Origin of the sequence: Pseudomonas sp. Rh2, from assembly GCF_040762985.1 — a bacterium.
Classification (GTDB): domain Bacteria; phylum Pseudomonadota; class Gammaproteobacteria; order Pseudomonadales; family Pseudomonadaceae; genus Aquipseudomonas; species Aquipseudomonas taiwanensis.
The window spans coordinates 1,485,860-1,502,378 of the sequence record NZ_CP142890.1 but is presented as its reverse complement, the minus strand read 5'-3'; the positions used below and the strand labels follow the sequence as shown (position 1 = coordinate 1,502,378).

Genomic DNA, 16,519 nt, shown 5'->3' with positions numbered 1-16,519 from the left:
TCCATTCACGCCTGATCTTGCTGGTTATCAGTGAAAGACAGAGCAATTCCTGCATCTAATTCGCATGATAACAGTCAGCATGGAGATGCTAGGGCATCCGCATTCTAGACGCCTTACAGAGAAACAAATCCGCTCTTTAACGTGGCCATGGCAACAATTCCTACAACCACATCAGAATTTTCGCCACCCTCTTCGACTTGTACATCTTGAACTTACCGCTATTATCAAAAACGTCACAATGACGCGACACCAAAATGGAGAGAACAATATGAAAACCATTAAGATGGAATGCACCAAATTGGCGAACATGGCGCACTTGGTCAAAAAAACCAAATAAGCCTTAACCCATAAATACTGAAGAGCAGTGCCGGCCTGCCCTTCAGTTGTTAAAGGAGGGAGCATGATAAGTAAAAATTGCTTCTTTATCGCCATGAATAACTCCCTGATTTGCTGGGATTTCAAAAACCACAAACAGTACCAGTTATCCAGAGACCACGCAAACCGGTTAATCCATCTCATTTACGAGAAAGATCACAAATAGTTAAATGACGATCTAACCGCCGATCTGAAATGCTGCAACGCTTTCATGGACGATGCCGACGACAATTCTGACTAGGGCTGGGATGTACTCTCAAGAATATTCCATTACGGCACTAAAGACATCCCTATAGAAAATCACCCTTCAAGCGAGGAGGAGTGGGCACTGCAGCACCTTGAACACTGCAACTCCGTACTAAACAAGAATATACAGCCTGATAATTCCCGCACCAGCGAAAGCGGCATTTCACTGCCTATACCAAGAAGTACATTTGCAGTTGACAAGGCATTCAAAAACCGAGCAACCGTTAGAGACTTCCAGCGAATACCGATCTCCTTAGCTGATCTTGCCGAAATTTTACACCATACCTTAGGCTTTATTGGAAGCAGAACCATTAATTACGTCAAAGAGGAAGAAAATGAATACTCAAGACGCCGCGCCACCCCCTCAATAGGCGGGCTGAACGCTACTGAAGGCTATGTATATGTAAACAACGTAGACAGCCTGGAAGCCGGAATTTATTACTACGACCCACGGCGACATGAGCTTCATTGGCGAAGCCCACTGCCTTGTGCCCTGGGTGATTTATTATCGGGCCAGCACTTCGCCAATGACATACCCGCTGGATTGTTCTTGAGCTCCAGATTCGACAAATTGTGGTGGAAATACGAGCATTCGCGCGCCTATCGAATGGCACTAATAGAAGTTGGTCATGCCGCACAGACCTTCCAACTCGCCGCAACCGACAGAGGCATGAATACTTGGCTCACCGGCGCATTAAACGAAACGAGCATCGAGCCTCTACTCATGTTCGACAACCCAAGTGAACACGTCCTTTTTTTCGTCGCATGTGGCTATAGCAACGGAAATGCGACACCTCGTTCCTTAAGGGCTCTGATATCGTAAAGTACTGGCGCGAGACACACGCATGGAAAAAATTACAACCCGTAGCAGTACTGTATTTAAAAGCTGGCACATCACGAGTGCTGTACGCTCGCGCCCTTATGCCTACCATTTTTCCGTAGAAGATTTTACACAGTCCGAACCCGACCTGTGGTTTCCTAGGGCGTTAAGTCCAGCGTTGGCTCATGATTCAGCCAAACAGCTTTCAAAAAAAGATTTGCTAGTACTGCACGCCTACCACCTCATCCACTTCATGGACTACACGACACGACTTGAAATGGGTCACATCAATGAAACCGTGCACTGCATCATTTCTGGCGACTTAAAACATTTCTTTGATAAAGACGTGCAACTTAATGCGTTAAAACTTTATACCGACGAGGCGTATCACGCGCTTTTTTCTAAAGAAATTGCGGACCCAGTAGCGAACCATTTTTGCCTTGAACGAATAAATTCTGCGCGCATTAATAGCCTTGACCAATTATTACAAAATAGCCCCCAATCGCTCAACGGGATTACCCGCTTTTGCATCGCCTTTGTTTCTGAAACAATAATAACCAACGAACTGTACAATTTGACTCGCGATTCACTTGTCACGCCTGTGGCAAACATGCTGATTGACCACCTTCATGATGAAGGGCGCCATGCCATTTTTTCTCGGACTGTTTCGCACAACTCTGGCATCAGCTATCAATCTCTCAGAAGGATTATCTAATTCCTACTTTACTGAAAGCGCTCCGCGCTTTCTGCCAACCCGACGAGCCATTCTTACAGTCAATTTTCAAAAAGCACCCATCCATTGCAAAAGTCATTATCAACGACATAACATCCAACTGGACGCTTCGATTACCCGCAATTTCCAAAATAACGCTTCAGGCGATTAAGCGCACCAAGCTACTTAAAGATGAGCGCTATGCGATTCAATTCAGGGCAGCAGGACTGCCAGCATGAACCAGGCCAAAACTTTAAAAAGCACCATTCTTCGCCCATTGTTACTGATTCTTTTATGCCTACTAGGCGTTTTCCCTCTGGACGTCATTCTCCCTTCATTCCCAGCGCTTGCAGAAGCCTTTCAAGTACAACCAAAGCAAATAGCTTACTCCGTAAGTTTCTTCGCCTTTGGCGTAGCGGTGGCGCAATTGGTGATTGGCCCCCTGTCAGATCGAATTGGTCGTAATCGGTTGCTACTCGGTGGATTGGCTGTATCCATTGCCGGGGCTACCGGCTGCCTACTTTCATCTGACTATGAGACCTTTATGGCATTCCGGTTGCTACAGGCTGCCGGCTGTGGAAGTCTGGTTCTGGGCCAGGCGTTGATACAGGACCTCTATAGCGGAAAGCAGCGCAACACCATGCGCATCGTAATAACGAGTGCAAGTGGTTTATTCATATCAATTTCACCGATCGCGGGCGCTGCGCTCCAACAATTATTCGGCTGGGAAGGCAGCTTTACGGCATTTATTTTGATCGCTACTTTTGTCATGTTTCTTACCTGGGTGCTATCGCATGAAGAACCTGCGTCATACAGCAGTAATGCGGGCATTCGAAGCTATCTTCCCATGCTGCGTGACACGCTCTATATAGCCTATTCCCTGCAGGCCACTTTCGCGTTCGCCTGCCATTTTGCCTTCATCGTCATTGCACCATTGGTACTGATGGACCAACTTGGCCTCACGCCGTATCAGTTTTCCGTTGTATTCATCGCCTATGGGCTGGCGTATGTCGTCGGTGGTGCAACCGCGACCTTCCTGAACAATCGCGTCAGTGTGCAGGCTCAAATTTGCACGGGATTCCTGCTTATAGGTACCGCAGGGGTCACTTTATTGATTTGGCAGTGGGCAGCAGTGCTATCGGTAGCTGGTCTCATGATACCGATGATCTTATGCACGGCAGGAACAACGATGGTACGACCCGCCTCGACTTCGCAGGCGTTGGCCCGTTATCCGCAGCAGGCAGGGGCAGCCGCGTCCCTCAGTACTACATTGCTATTTGCCGGCGGTGGACTTGCAGGCACTTTGGTCGCGTCAGCCGAACACCTACTTCCAATGAGCTTAGGAATTCTATTCTTGAGCAGCGCGCTTAGCGGTTGCCTGCTGCTTATGTGCCTCAAGGTCGATAGCACGCAGCATTGCTGACTTTTGCCGGAAAGACAGACACAAAAATGCCAGAGGCCCCGCAATCGCGAGGCCTCTGGCTTTTCTAGCTAACGCAGGGTTCAACCAAATGGCCTCAACCCCTGGCGCAAGCCGAACAGCAATAGCAGCAGGTCCTGATCCGGTTGGGTCTGGGCCTGGGATTGCTGTTTGACTTCCCGCGGCAGTGCACACTGCTCGCTCAACTCGGCCTTGCTGAACACCGTGGGCTTCGGCTCTTCCCAGGCCGCCGCCGCTACCGTGGTCACCGCCAGGCCAGCTACCAGGAACAAAGCTCGAGCGATTTCTAGTTTCATTGCTCTAACCCTTTGACAGCGCTGCCAAACGCCATCTTGTAAACATAGAGCAGCGATTGCCATTCTGCGTCGGTGAACGACGAATGGCGGCGCAATTGGCGAAGGTCATTGGCTGCCGCACGCTGGCAACTGATCCGCCGCCGGCACTTTTCCAAGTCCAGCAACGCCACTTCCACACGGGCTTGCTCGCCGTCACCAATCACCTTGACGAATACGTGCTTGCCATACAGGCAACCGTGCTGCCAATGCCCCAGGTGCATGCGCGCCAGATTATCGGCCAAGTCCTGAATCATGCGCTGGTGCACGACTTGCGGGTAGCGCTCGCGCGCGCCTTCGGCATGCCAGGTGTCCAGATCGACGAACCCATCGAGCGCCTCGCTGACCAGCAAAGCACGCCATTGATGGTCGTCATCGCGTTCGGCACCGCAAAAGACGATGCGGGGCACGCGCACCCCCAGTTGCTCGAAGCTGTTCAATGCGTCGAGCTCGCGTAGCACGGTCGGCCTGCCGAACGGATGCAGCAGGCTTCGATAGATGTGCCCGACCTGACGCTTGGCGTACAACACTTGCCCATTGGCATCGCTCAACCGCTGTACTCCACTTTCACCGCCACGCCGCTGGTTGGGCTCCTCGACCCATTCACCTTGCTGGTGCCAGTAGAAATCGAACTTCGATGCCTGACTTTGGCCGACTGCCATTAACCACTACCCCTTGCGCAATACATAGACTCGCCACATCGCATAGAACGGCAGGAAGTCCAAACGTTCCTGAATCCTGAAGCCGGCAGCTTCGAATTCATCCTCAACCGTGGTCGCCGGTAACACGAAACGGTTCTGGTAACTGTCTTTGTTCGCCTTGGCGCTACGGCGCTGCTCGAGCTTTTTCCGCCGCCACGCCTTGAAATTACCGTCCACCCACAATGACAGGATTACGCTGTCACGGCTAACCCTTTGAAATTCCGAAAGAATTGTTTTCCGGTGGGCCGCCTCGCCGATATGGTGGAACAGCCGCATGCAAAAGATGCTGTCCACGGAATTATCCGGCAGATCGATTGCAAAAGCCGAGGTCTGCAAAGGTCGTACCCGGGCTACCACTTCTGGCGGTTGCGAGGCACAGGCTGTCTCGATCATCGCCTCGGAGTTGTCGGCACCGATGATTACGCGGTTGGGCTTCTCAGCCAGCAACGGCCAGAAACGGCCTGCGCCGCAGGGTAGGTCAAGCACCAACCCTGGCTCGCCAGCCAAGGCCAGGGCGCGGCGAGCCAGTTGCTCGTCACGCTGGTGAGAAAGGCGGCGAGCCAGTCCATCCTGGTGCTTCAAGAAGTACTCTTGTGCATGTTGCTGGTCGTACTTCTCGGAAAATTCTAGTTTGATGGGGCTGCGCATGGGGCATCTCCTGACTCCAGTGCGCCCACCTTAGGTAAGGAAGCGTTGGAATCAGGTTATGCGGATGTGAAAAATACGTTAGCCGCCATGCGGGCTGTTTCTAAACATTACTCGGCTATAGCCAGATTGTTGGCTTTTTCCGCAGTCTTGCTCAGGTCCACCTGGAAGCGGCAACCGTGGGGCGAGGTCGCCGTGAGGGTAACCCTCCAGCCCTGGTCGTCGCAGATGCGCTGAACCAGCGACAGGCCCAGTCCGAGGCCCTCACCGCGACGCTCGTCCCCGCGTACGAAGGGTCGGAACATGGCCTCGCGCTGCTCTTCCGGGATCCCCACACCGCTGTCCTCCACGCTGAAGCCATTGGGTTCCAGGCTCAGGCGGATATAACCGCTGTCGGTGTAATGGGCAGCGTTGCGCAGCAGGTTGCCCATCACCGATTGCAGGAAGGTGGCGTTGTACAACACGGAACTGGCACTGACGCGGCCATCGAAGTACAAGGTCAGGCCTTTCTGCTCGATGGTGTCCCGCCAGACGCCAATCAGGTCATCGGCCACTTCACGCAAAGTCGCCTGCGACGCCACCGCGCCCTCGTCGCGCTGGGCGCGGGCGAGCATGAGGAAGGTCTTGACCAGCTCACGCATCTCTTCGGTGGCGCGGGCAATACGCTCTACCTGGCTACGCGACCGGCTGTCGAGCGCAGGGTTTTCCATCAACAATTCACAGGAAGTGGCCAGCACCATCAGCGGGGTGCGCAGTTCATGGCTGACGTCGCTGGTGAACAGACGTTCTCGGGTCAATGCGTCACGCAGCCGGCCCAAGGTATCATCGAAGGCCACGGCCAACTGGCCGACCTCATCCGCCGCGTAATCTGGCGCCAGCGGGGGGGCAAGGCCCAGCAACTGGTCGCGGTGACGAACCTGGCGCGCCAGGCGGATAACCGGGGCCATCACCCGCCGGGCGACCAGCCAGCCAAGCACCACCGCCAGCACCAGGCTGAGCACGAAACCAACCACGACCACGGCGAACAGCACTCGCTCGCGTTCCTCGAAATCGCTCTGGTCCTGCAGCAGCACGTAACGCCGTCCGTCGACGATCTCGACCATCGCATGGTAGGACAGCTGGTCTCGGAACACCTCGTGGAAGCCCACGTCGAGGTGACGCAAGTCCTTGGGCAGTTCGAAATCGTCTCGGCCACCGCTGAAGTAGAACAGCTGGTCGGGGCGCGGCCTGTGGCTCCAGTCGCTGACACTGTCCATACGCAGCAACCGTTGCAGGTCGCCCCCGAGGACCGAGGAGATCAAACGCTCTTCCACCAGGTGCACGGTGGCGACGATGCCGAACGCGAAAGCGCCGGCCACCAGCGCACTCATCAGCGCAAAAGCGATGATGATGCGTTGGGCAAGGCTTTGCTTAAACTCCATCGCGGCCCTCGGCGAGGCGATAGCCGACGCCATGGACGGTATGCAGCAACGGCTTTTCGAAAGGCTTGTCGATGACCTGGCGCAACTGGTGGACATGGCTGCGCAGGCTGTCGCTGTCCGGGCAGTCGTCGCCCCACAAGGCTTCTTCCAGCACTTCGCGGCGCAGCACGTGCGGGCTCTTCTGCATCAGCACCGCCAACAGCTTGAGACCGACTGGGTTGAGCTTGAGCAGGCGCCCTTGGCGGGTGACTTCCAGGGTGTCGAGGTCGTAACTCAAGTCGGCGACTTGCAGGGTGCGTCGCCCGCCGCCCTGGGCCCGGCGCAGCACCGCCTCGATGCGCGCGGCCAGTTCCGACAAGGCGAAGGGTTTGAGCAGGTAGTCGTCGGCACCGGAGCGGAAGCCCTGCAGGCGGTCGTCCAGTTGGTCGCGGGCGGTGAGCATGATCACCGGGGTATCGCGCCGCGCATCTTCACGCAGGCGTTTGCACAGGGTGTAGCCATCGATGCCTGGCAGCATGATGTCGAGCACGATCAGATCGTAATGTTCGGTAGCAGCCAGATGCAGCCCGGAGAGGCCGTCCTGGGCGCAGTCGACGGTGTAGCCTTTCATGCCGAGGTAGTCGGCGAGGTTGGCGAGGATATCGCGGTTGTCTTCAACCAAAAGAATGCGCATCGAGGTCTCCTGTGCGGCGCTTTCGCTGTGCGCGGCAGGCGCAGCTTAAGGCCATCGCTGGCCTGGCGCCAGCTTTGGGAAAATATCGGCCCGGCTGACGGATTTTTCACCGTTCCTTCACGAACACAGGATAGCGGGCAGCCCAGAATGGCTGCTCTTTTGTGTGCCTGGAGTTGTCATGCAGCAAGCTACCCCTCCCCGTCCGATCAATTTCTGGTTGTACCTGGGCATTCCGTTGGCCACCGCGCTGGCGCTGATCCTGCTCGAATTGACCTCGCTCGACATGGATGTGGCCAACCTGTTCTTCGACCCGGCGGCCGGTCAGTTCATCGGCCGCCATAGCTATCTGCTGGAAAACATTCTGCATGACAGGGTCAAGCAGGGTGTGATCCTGCTAGGTGTACTGGCGCTGGTGACCTTCGCCTTGAGTTTCTTCTGGAAGCGGCTTTTCGGCTGGCGCCGTGAGTTGGGCTGTCTGGTGCTGGCGCTGGGCCTTTCCACGGCGTTCGTCACGCCACTGAAAAAAGTGACCCAGGTGCAGTGCCCATGGAGCCTGACCCAGTTTGGCGGCAAGGAAACCTACAGCAAGCTGCTGGAAACGCGACCGGCCACCGACAAGCCTGGGCTGTGCTGGCCCGGTGGCCACGCCGCGACTGGTTTCTGCCTGTTCGGCCTGTTCTTCATGCTGCGCGACCGTCGCCCTCGGCTGGCTCGGGTGGCCTTGGCGGTGGCCTTCGTCGCCGGGTCGGTGCTGTCGATTGGCCGGATGATGCAAGGTGCGCACTTCCTGTCGCACAACGTGTGGACAGCCGTGTTCTGCTGGCTGATCGGCTTGGGATCGTATTACCTGGTCCTGTACCGACGGGGGATGGCAGTGGTGCCCGCGGTCGCACCGAAAACCGTGTAGGGAGCCGGCGTGCCGGCGATAGCCGCCACGCCGCTTGCGAACGCCCATGAAAAAGCCCCGACTCTCGCGAGCCGGGGCTTTTTCATGGTGCAGGGGGTAAGGCTGGCTTACATCATGCCGCCCATGCCACCCATGCCGCCCATGTCAGGCATGCCAGCAGCTGGCTTGTCTTCCGGCAGGTCAGCAACCATGGCTTCGGTGGTGATCATCAGACCGCCGATCGAAGCTGCAGCTTGCAGAGCCGAACGGGTGACCTTGGCTGGGTCCAGGATACCCATCTCGATCATGTCGCCGTATTCGCCAGTAGCAGCGTTGTAGCCGTAGTTGCCCGAACCTTGCTTAACCTTGTCAGCGACAACGCTTGGCTCGTCGCCGGCGTTGGCAGTGATCTGGCGCAGCGGCGCTTCGACCGAACGGCGCAGCAGCGCGATACCGACGTTCTGGTCTTCGTTGTCGCCCTTGAGGTCGGCAACGGCTTGCAGGGCGCGAACCAGCGCAACACCACCGCCAGGCACTACGCCTTCTTCGACGGCTGCACGGGTAGCGTGCAGGGCGTCTTCGACGCGGGCTTTCTTCTCTTTCATTTCAACTTCGGTGCCAGCACCGACCTTGATCACGGCAACACCGCCAGCCAGTTTGGCCAGACGCTCTTGCAGCTTCTCACGGTCGTAGTCCGAAGAGGTTTCTTCGATCTGGGCACGGATCTGCTTGACGCGTGCTTCGATGTCAGCGTCGGCGCCAGCGCCGTCGATGATGGTGGTGTTTTCCTTGGACAGGATGACGCGCTTGGCGTTACCCAGGTGCTCCAGGGTAGTGGTTTCCAGGGTCAGACCGATTTCCTCGGAGATGACCTGGCCGCCAGTCAGGGTGGCGATGTCCTGCAGCATGGCCTTGCGGCGGTCGCCGAAGCCAGGTGCCTTGACCGCAGCAACCTTGACGATACCGCGCATGTTGTTGACCACCAGGGTAGCCAGGGCTTCGCCTTCGACGTCTTCGGCAACGATCAGCAGAGGACGGCCGGCCTTGGCAACGGCTTCCAGAACTGGCAGCAGCTCGCGGATGTTGGAGATCTTCTTGTCGACCAGCAGCAGCAGCGGGCCTTCCAGCTCGGCAACCATGGTGTCTGGCTTGTTGACGAAGTACGGCGACAGGTAGCCACGGTCGAACTGCATGCCTTCTACGACGGACAGTTCGTTTTCCAGGCCCGAGCCTTCTTCAACGGTGATCACGCCTTCTTTGCCGACTTTTTCCATGGCTTCGGCGATGATTTCACCGATGGAGGTGTCGGAGTTGGCGGAGATGGTACCTACCTGGGCGATGGCCTTGGAGTCAGCGCATGGCTTGGACAGGTTCTTCAGCTCGGCGACGATGGCAGCGGTGGCCTTGTCGATGCCGCGCTTGAGGTCCATCGGGTTCATGCCGGCAGCGACGGCCTTCAGGCCTTCGTTGACGATGGCCTGAGCCAGAACGGTGGCGGTGGTGGTGCCGTCACCGGCAGCGTCGTTGGCCTTGGAAGCCACTTCTTTGACCAACTGGGCGCCCATGTTTTCGAAGGCGTCTTTCAGTTCGATTTCCTTGGCAACCGAAACACCGTCTTTGGTGATGGTCGGAGCGCCGAAGCTCTTGGCCAGGACAACGTTACGGCCTTTCGGGCCCAGGGTCGCTTTTACCGCGTCAGCCAGAACGTTGACGCCAACCAGCATTTTCTTACGGGCGGAATCGCCGAATTTTACGTCTTTAGCAGCCATGATCGTTTAATCCTTGAAATTCTTTGGAGTAACGGGAAGTCGGGGAAATTAGCCTTCAACGACGGCGAGGATTTCGTTCTCGCTCATCACCAGCAGGTCTTCGCCATCGACTTTCACGGTGTTGCTGCCCGAGTAAGGGCCGAAAACCACTTTGTCACCCACTTTGACGGCCAGTGCACGTACTTCGCCGTTGTCCAGGATGCGACCGGTGCCCACGGCGACAACTTCGCCGCGGTTTGGTTTTTCAGCGGCCGAACCCGGCAGGACGATACCGCCAGCGGTTTTCGATTCTTCTTCGCTGCGACGGATGACTACGCGGTCATGCAGAGGACGAAGCTTCATTGTCGATCTCTCCCAAATTGTGGTTTTCATCGGCCGGTGTCGACACCGGCGGGTTGATACGATCCGGCGTAGCCGGGAGTGGCCCGCTTGGAGCGAACCACCTGTGTAATGTCTGGTGTCACCACCAGAAACCTTGCGGTGACCACATACATGAGGCCGTCATATTCAATTACAAGGTTTGCCATGGAAAATTTTTTATCAGACCACCAGGTGACCCAGAAACCGGCGCCGCTGCGGTGCCCCTTTCACGACACAAGGCCGCTCCTGCGGACGATTGCCGGAGCGGCCCTGGTGTCGTGGAGGGGGCCAACAGCGACCCTGGATCTTATTTGTCGCGGCGCTCGTACTCACCCTCGATCACATTGGGGCGATGGCCTGCATCGTTGGGTCGAGCCTGGAACGGGTCATCCTGGAAGGCTCGCTGGCGCATGGCCTGGGCCTCGGCCCGCTCGCGCATCTTGCGCGCGGCCAGGTGGCGGGTGAAAGGCAGCAGGCACAAAAGGCCCAGCACGTCGCTGATGAAGCCAGGCAGCAACAGCAGGCCACCACCGACGGCCAGCATCAGGCCCTGGAACATGTCCTCAGCGGGCAGTTCGCCGCGCTGCAGGCTTTCACGGGCACGCAAGGCGGTGGCCAGACCGGCCACGCGAATGACCAGCACACCCAGTGCAGAACCGGCGATGATCAACAGCAACGCCGGGAAGAAACCGATCGCCGCGCTGACCTTGACGAAGACGAACAGCTCCAGCACGGGAAAAATCAGAAACAGCAGTAGAAAAGCACGCATCAAGTGTTCCTCGACGGAAGACAATCTCCCAGTAAGAACCTCAAATGGATGCGTTTGCTCGCCTTTTCAACCCTCGATTTCTGTCGCGACCGGCCATTGGTCGGCGCGAGCCAGCAACACCAAGGCTTCGCGGACTTGTGTCGGGGTGTTGCAAGTGCTGGGGAAAGGCAACCAGTGAACACCCTGCCCGATGCGCAAGTGCATGCCTTCGCTGTCGATGCCGACCATTTCCGGCGTCGCGCTGCGCGGCAGGCCGCTGAGCTCGACATAGTGGGCGATGGCGTTGGCATGATCGCTGTTCATGTGCGCGATCATGCTGGCCTCGGCCTTGCCCACGAACGGGTTGGCCAGGGTTATCTGGTCCAGCCAATGGATGGCGCCGAAGCCGCCGATGTAGCGATGGCGCACAGGCTGCAACACCCAGAAGTCGAAATCGTGGGCTTTATGGTAATTGGCGGCTTCGGGGAAGTAGCGGTAGTAGCGCTCGGCCGCAGCCTCGATCTCGGCCTCAGCCACCAGCTTGTGGGCCTGGGCCATGACCGTCAGGCGCCCAACGGCCTGCACGTCCTCGGCATCGCGTTCACCGACCAGCAGCGAGCACTTGGGGTCTTTCTGCAGGTTGTGGGTGTGCTGGGCGATGCGACTGATGAGGATCAACGGATTGCCCTGGGCGTCCAGGCAGTACGGTACCACCGAGCCAAAGGGATAGCCCGGCATGGACTTGGAATGGGTCGAGAGCACGCCGCGGTATTCCTTGAGCAGCAGTTCGCGGGCGGGACGAATGGCGTTGGTACTCACGAAGGGCACTCCTGGCGGTGATAGGGATGGGGGACAAGATAAGCACTATCGAAGCCGGGTGCCACAATCAGGCGAAGGAACGCCGCAGCCTACCAGGCGACGCCGAAGCCTGCGGTGTAGCGGGTCTTGTCCAGGTCACTTTCACGCGTGCCGCTGATGACGTCCTTTTCCGCCTTGAGGTTGAGCGAGGCCCATTCGGTCACCTTGTAACGAAGCCCCAGTTCGGCATCCAGCGAGTAGTTGGCCACGCCCCCCAGGGGCTTGCCGACCTCACCGTTGGTGAACAACTCGACCCGCTTGCCGATCAGGTAGCGGTTGTAGTCCCACTTCACCGTCGTGGAATAGAAGTTGTCCTTGCCGCCGTCGCGGTATTCGAAATCGGTGCGGTTGACCAGGGTGCTCAAGGAGAATGCACCCAACTCGTCGTCCCAGAACTGGTAACCCGGGCCCGTACCCACGGTCCGCTGGCGAGCCAGGTCTTCGATATGGTCGCGTTTGTATTCCAAACGCCCCTTCCAGAACCACTTCTCGGTGATGAAGCGGTCCAGTGCGTATTCGGCACTCCAGTTGTTGGTGGTGGTGACGTCGTCCTTGGTCTCGCGGTTGTACTCGCCTTCGGCATTGTGCCGCCAACGGCCATGGCGACCGGTGGTCTTGAAGCTGACGTCATAATCGTCGCTGTCGGACTCAGCGCGCTTGTAGTCCATGGCGACGTCGATGTTGCCTTTCCACAGAAGGTCCTCGACCACCGGCTTGGGCTTCATGATCTGCTCGATGCTGGCCAGGTCGACGGTCTTGGGTGCTTCGCCATTGGCCAGGGTGACCTTGCCAGGCTCGGCAGCCTTGAGCGACTTGGCCTTTTCACCGGTGTAGGCGTCTTGCTTGACCAGCAGCTCCTGATCACTTTCGAGGGTCTGGACCTGTTTCCAGTCCAGGGCAATGGAGCCGCCGTATGGCGTTTCGAGCAGCAGCTTGCCGCCGTCGAACACCTTGATCTTGCCACTGAGCCGGTCGCCGTTCTTCATCCACACGGTATCGGCGAACGCAGGAGCGGCGCACAGGGAAACGGCAAGCAGGCACAACACGAATCTAGAATGCATAAGCGGACTATGGGTTCGATTTGACGAAAAAAGCCGGGCATTATCCAGATACCCACGACCAGAGCAAGGACAGACACAGACCATGCCGATGAGTTCAACTCTCATTTACCCCGACCACTCATCCGGTTTCATCCGTAGCGCAGGGCAGCCCTGATGTCTGGCGAAAACGCGCCTATCCAGGACAGCCCAGACGCCCGACGAACGGCACTCTATTCGGTGCTGGGACAGGTGCCTGCCGGCAAGGTCGTAAGCTACGGCCAACTGGCCGAGCTGGCAGGACTGGGACGCGCAGCGCGTTGGGTCGGACGCACATTGGGGCAACTGCCCGCCGACACTCGCCTGCCATGGCACCGTGTCTTGGGTTCGGGCGGCCGCCTGAGCCTGGCGCTGGGCACGCCTTCGGGCGATGAACAGCGCGCCCGACTGCGCGCGGAAGGTGTGAATGTGACCAATAATCGTGTGGATATGACGCGCCATGGCTGGCGCCCGATGGAGCACAGCGGTTAGAGTGCGCGCTTTGTTTTCGCAATTTTGAGGCAGATGTTGGCCCATGCCCCGTAAAACCTGGCGCGCTGCGCTCGCTGCCTATGCCAGCCCGTCAACCTTGGTGCTTTTGCTGCTCGGCTTCGCCGCCGGTCTGCCCTACATGCTGGTGTTCTCGACGCTGTCGGTGTGGTTGCGCGAAGCGGGTGTGGCCCGCGAGACCATTGGTTACGCCAGCCTGATCGGCCTGGCCTATGCCTTCAAGTGGGTCTGGTCGCCGCTGCTCGACCAATGGCGCCTGCCGTTGCTCGGTGGCCTTGGCCGCCGCCGCTCATGGCTGTTGCTGTCGCAGAGCCTGGTGGTCATCGGCCTGGTGGGCATGAGCCTGTGCGACCCACAGCAGCACCTGTCGTGGCTGATTGCACTGGCGGTGCTGGTGGCATTCGCCTCCGCCACCCAGGACATCGCCGTCGACGCCTATCGTCTGGAAATCGCCGACGACCAACGTCAGGCTGCCCTGGCCGCCAGCTACATGGCGGGTTACCGCGTCGCAGCGCTGCTGGCCACCGCGGGCGCGCTGTTCTTCGCCGAATGGTTCGGCTCCACGGGCTTCAGCTACCTGCACAAGGCCTGGGCTGGGACCTACATCCTGTTCGGCGTGATGATGCTTCCGGCAGTGTTCACCACCCTGGTGATGCGCGAACCTCCAGTCCCCCTGCGCACCCAGCTGTCTGCGGCACGCTACGGGCTGGTTCACCAGCTGGCGTCGGTGTTCGTGCTGATCATCCTGCTGGTGTCGGTACCCGCCAGTTTCACCCAGCTGTTCAACACCGACTGGGCCAGCGTGATCTTCGGTGATGCCACCCCGCTCGACCTGCTGCTGGAAGACCGTGCCTTCCTGCGCCTGATTCTCTACGTGCTGCTGACCTGGGCCTGCCTGTCGTCCCTGGGCCGCCGAGGCCTGGCGCCAGTGCTCACGCCGGTCAACGACTTCATCGCCCGTTATCGCTGGCAGGCCCTGTTGCTGCTTGGCCTGATCGCAACCTACCGCATGTCGGACACGGTCATGGGGGTGATGGCCAACGTGTTCTACATCGACATGGGCTTCACAAAGGACCAGATCGCCAGTGTCAGCAAGATCTTCGGCCTGATCATGACCCTGGTGGGCGCGGGGATCGGCGGCTTGCTGATCGTGCGATTCGGCATCCTGCCGATCCTGTTCATCGGTGGCGTGGCCTCGGCGGCAACCAACATCCTGTTCCTGATGCTGGCGGACATGGGGCCGAACCTCGAAATGCTGGTGGTCACCATCTCGCTGGACAACTTCAGCTCCGGCATGGCGACTTCGGCATTCGTCGCCTACCTGTCGAGCCTGACCAACCTCAAGTTCTCGGCCACCCAGTACGCCCTGCTGAGCTCGATCATGCTGTTGCTGCCACGCCTGATTGGCGGGTATTCCGGCGTGATGGTGGAGAAGTTCGGCTACCACGACTTCTTCCTGATCACTGCCTTGCTTGGGGTGCCGACGCTGATTCTGATCGCGCTGCAGTGGCATCAGGAAGTGGGGCGTGGCAAGCAGGTGCCGGCGGAGAATTCAGCGGCCGAACGGCCCTGAGGCGGGTACCGATTCAACGGATCCTATCGCCGGCAAGCCGGCTCCTGCCGGTGACCACCTGGCTGGCGATAGGGGCATGAGTATTACTGAGCGACCGCCCCTTCCCCAGGCCGTCCACCCACCACGAACCACAGCGGCCAAAGCGCCAGCGCCCCGGCTGCACCCGCGGCCAGGGCAAAGTGCAGCAGGCTGGCGCCCGCCCCGATCATCGCCAATACCGCCCCGCCCAGTCCCAGTAAAGCGATGGTGATCATCCCCAGCATCGCCGACACCAGCCCTTTGCTGTGCTCGCTGGCGAACAACGTCATGCGATACAGCACCGCATTGGCCACCCCCAGCCCCAGCGCATACAAGGACATGCCTGCGACCACGCTGGTCACGGTAGGCCAGTACCAGGTCGCCACGGCCATCAGGCACAGACCGGCCAGGTAAGGCCATAGCGCGCCCCGCACCAGTGCTGGCAGCGGGTAGCGGTCGGCGATGCGGTTGATGATCAGGTTACCCAGGATCAAACCGCCAAACACCGGCAACTGCCACAGGGCATACGCCATCGTGCTCAGCCCTTCGTCGTGGATCAGCAACACCGGCGACAGGCCAATCCAGCCGATCAGAGGCAGGCCTACAAGGCCAAGCGCGGCACTACCAGCGACGAAGCGGCGGTTACTCAGTAGTTGGGCGTAGCCCGCCAGCAACGGCAGCAAGTGGATCGGCGTGAACGCCAGGCGCGAGCCATCGCGACGCTCGACGCCCAGGGTTTCCGGCATCAACCGGTGCAACAGCACCCACGTCAGCACCGCACCAACCGCGAAGGCGACGAACAGGTAACGCCAGTCCAGCCATTGCAACAGCAGCGTGCCCACCAGCGGGCCGAGCAATGGCGACAGCAGGGCGATATTGGCCAACAGGGCCATCATCCGCACCGCATCCGCTTCGCTAAAGGCTTCGTTCAGGGCTGGATAACTGACCGTGACCACGAAGCCAAGGCCGATGCCCTGCAACAGGCGTAGCAGGTTGAACAGGCCAATGTCGTTCACCCAGAAGGTCGCCAGGCAAGCCACGCCGAAGAAGGCGCAACCGGCCAACAGCAGGGGGCGACGCCCGTAGCGGTCGGCCAATGGACCGATCAGCCACTGCAGGACCACACCACCGAGCAGGTAGAGGTTCAGGGCGTGAGGTATGTATTCGGGGCTGGCGTTCAAATGATCGACCACCACCGGCATGGCAGGCATGACCGCATCGCTGGCCAGGTAAGTCAGCAGCTCGAACAGGGCAAGGGTCAGGCCGAACAGCAGGGCCCTGAGGGGGGTGATGTACAACAATGGCTTCATGGTGGGTATCGGGTGGAAATAGCTTGGGCCAGCCTATATGCCAGA

The 16,519-nt window shown here is 58.6% G+C and carries 17 protein-coding genes; 6 read left to right on the top strand and 11 right to left on the bottom strand.

The annotated features are described in order from the left end of the window. The first annotated feature begins 637 nt into the window (after positions 1–637). The 3 genes from VXM67_RS06790 to VXM67_RS06780 all read left to right on the top strand — a co-directional run bounded on the left by VXM67_RS06790 (position 638) and on the right by VXM67_RS06780 (position 3,576). Positions 638–1,444 (top strand): SagB family peptide dehydrogenase, encoded by an 807-nt coding sequence (locus tag VXM67_RS06790; RefSeq protein ID WP_209439670.1) that lies wholly within the window; start codon positions 638–640, stop codon positions 1,442–1,444. A 22-nt stretch (positions 1,445–1,466) separates the two neighbouring features. After that, on the top strand, positions 1,467–2,156 hold the full coding sequence (locus tag VXM67_RS06785; RefSeq protein ID WP_081669749.1) for a diiron oxygenase: 690 nt from the start codon (positions 1,467–1,469) through the stop codon (positions 2,154–2,156). 232 nt (positions 2,157–2,388) lie between these two features. Next, a complete protein-coding gene (locus tag VXM67_RS06780) occupies positions 2,389–3,576 on the top strand; it encodes a Bcr/CflA family efflux MFS transporter (RefSeq protein ID WP_023378862.1) in 1,188 nt (395 codons plus the stop codon). Positions 3,577–3,656: 80 nt separating this feature from the next. On the opposite strand, the gene VXM67_RS06775 is transcribed toward VXM67_RS06780, so the two are convergent. The 5 genes from VXM67_RS06775 to colR all read right to left on the bottom strand — a co-directional run bounded on the left by VXM67_RS06775 (position 3,657) and on the right by colR (position 7,366). Further along, entirely contained in the window at positions 3,657–3,890 is a 234-nt protein-coding gene (locus tag VXM67_RS06775) for a hypothetical protein (protein WP_023378861.1), read from the bottom strand. After that, on the bottom strand, positions 3,887–4,588 hold the full coding sequence (locus VXM67_RS06770; protein WP_023378860.1) for a lipopolysaccharide kinase InaA family protein: 702 nt from the start codon (positions 4,586–4,588) through the stop codon (positions 3,887–3,889). Before VXM67_RS06770 ends, VXM67_RS06775 begins: the two co-directional genes overlap by 4 nt. A 6-nt stretch (positions 4,589–4,594) precedes the next feature. Next, positions 4,595–5,275: a class I SAM-dependent methyltransferase gene (locus VXM67_RS06765; RefSeq protein ID WP_023378859.1), complete on the bottom strand. Its 681-nt coding sequence runs from the start codon at positions 5,273–5,275 to the stop codon at positions 4,595–4,597. Between the two features lie 107 nt (positions 5,276–5,382). After that, complete coding sequence (locus VXM67_RS06760) at positions 5,383–6,693, bottom strand: HAMP domain-containing sensor histidine kinase (RefSeq protein WP_023378858.1); 1,311 nt, start codon at positions 6,691–6,693, stop codon at positions 5,383–5,385. Further along, positions 6,683–7,366 (bottom strand): two-component system response regulator ColR, encoded by a 684-nt coding sequence (gene colR, locus VXM67_RS06755; protein ID WP_003255215.1) that lies wholly within the window; start codon positions 7,364–7,366, stop codon positions 6,683–6,685. Before colR ends, VXM67_RS06760 begins: the two co-directional genes overlap by 11 nt. 178 nt (positions 7,367–7,544) lie before the next feature. Between colR and VXM67_RS06750 the strand changes: the two genes are divergently transcribed. After that, positions 7,545–8,273, top strand: a complete 729-nt coding sequence (locus VXM67_RS06750; RefSeq protein WP_023378857.1) for a phosphatase PAP2 family protein — start codon at positions 7,545–7,547, stop codon at positions 8,271–8,273. A 107-nt stretch (positions 8,274–8,380) separates the two neighbouring features. On the opposite strand, the gene groL is transcribed toward VXM67_RS06750, so the two are convergent. The 5 genes from groL to VXM67_RS06725 all read right to left on the bottom strand — a co-directional run bounded on the left by groL (position 8,381) and on the right by VXM67_RS06725 (position 13,048). After that, on the bottom strand, positions 8,381–10,021 hold the full coding sequence (groL, locus tag VXM67_RS06745; protein ID WP_023378856.1) for a chaperonin GroEL: 1,641 nt from the start codon (positions 10,019–10,021) through the stop codon (positions 8,381–8,383). Between the two features lie 48 nt (positions 10,022–10,069). Continuing rightward, positions 10,070–10,363 (bottom strand): co-chaperone GroES, encoded by a 294-nt coding sequence (locus VXM67_RS06740; RefSeq protein WP_009395550.1) that lies wholly within the window; start codon positions 10,361–10,363, stop codon positions 10,070–10,072. Positions 10,364–10,688: 325 nt separating this feature from the next. Further along, complete coding sequence (locus VXM67_RS06735) at positions 10,689–11,150, bottom strand: FxsA family protein (protein WP_023378855.1); 462 nt, start codon at positions 11,148–11,150, stop codon at positions 10,689–10,691. 66 nt (positions 11,151–11,216) lie between these two features. Continuing rightward, positions 11,217–11,948: a DUF2470 domain-containing protein gene (locus VXM67_RS06730; RefSeq protein WP_023378854.1), complete on the bottom strand. Its 732-nt coding sequence runs from the start codon at positions 11,946–11,948 to the stop codon at positions 11,217–11,219. Between the two features lie 89 nt (positions 11,949–12,037). Further along, positions 12,038–13,048 (bottom strand): DUF481 domain-containing protein, encoded by a 1,011-nt coding sequence (locus VXM67_RS06725; protein ID WP_202675896.1) that lies wholly within the window; start codon positions 13,046–13,048, stop codon positions 12,038–12,040. 153 nt (positions 13,049–13,201) lie between these two features. Here VXM67_RS06725 and VXM67_RS06720 point away from each other — a divergent pair, with 153 nt between their 5' ends. Beyond that, positions 13,202–13,555: an MGMT family protein gene (locus VXM67_RS06720; RefSeq protein WP_367237569.1), complete on the top strand. Its 354-nt coding sequence runs from the start codon at positions 13,202–13,204 to the stop codon at positions 13,553–13,555. Between the two features lie 43 nt (positions 13,556–13,598). Beyond that, on the top strand, positions 13,599–15,146 hold the full coding sequence (locus VXM67_RS06715; RefSeq protein ID WP_023378851.1) for an AmpG family muropeptide MFS transporter: 1,548 nt from the start codon (positions 13,599–13,601) through the stop codon (positions 15,144–15,146). Positions 15,147–15,229: 83 nt separating this feature from the next. Here VXM67_RS06715 and VXM67_RS06710 read toward each other — a convergent pair whose 3' ends face one another. Continuing rightward, on the bottom strand, positions 15,230–16,474 hold the full coding sequence (locus tag VXM67_RS06710) for an MFS transporter (RefSeq protein WP_367237568.1): 1,245 nt from the start codon (positions 16,472–16,474) through the stop codon (positions 15,230–15,232). Positions 16,475–16,519: the final 45 nt, after the last annotated feature.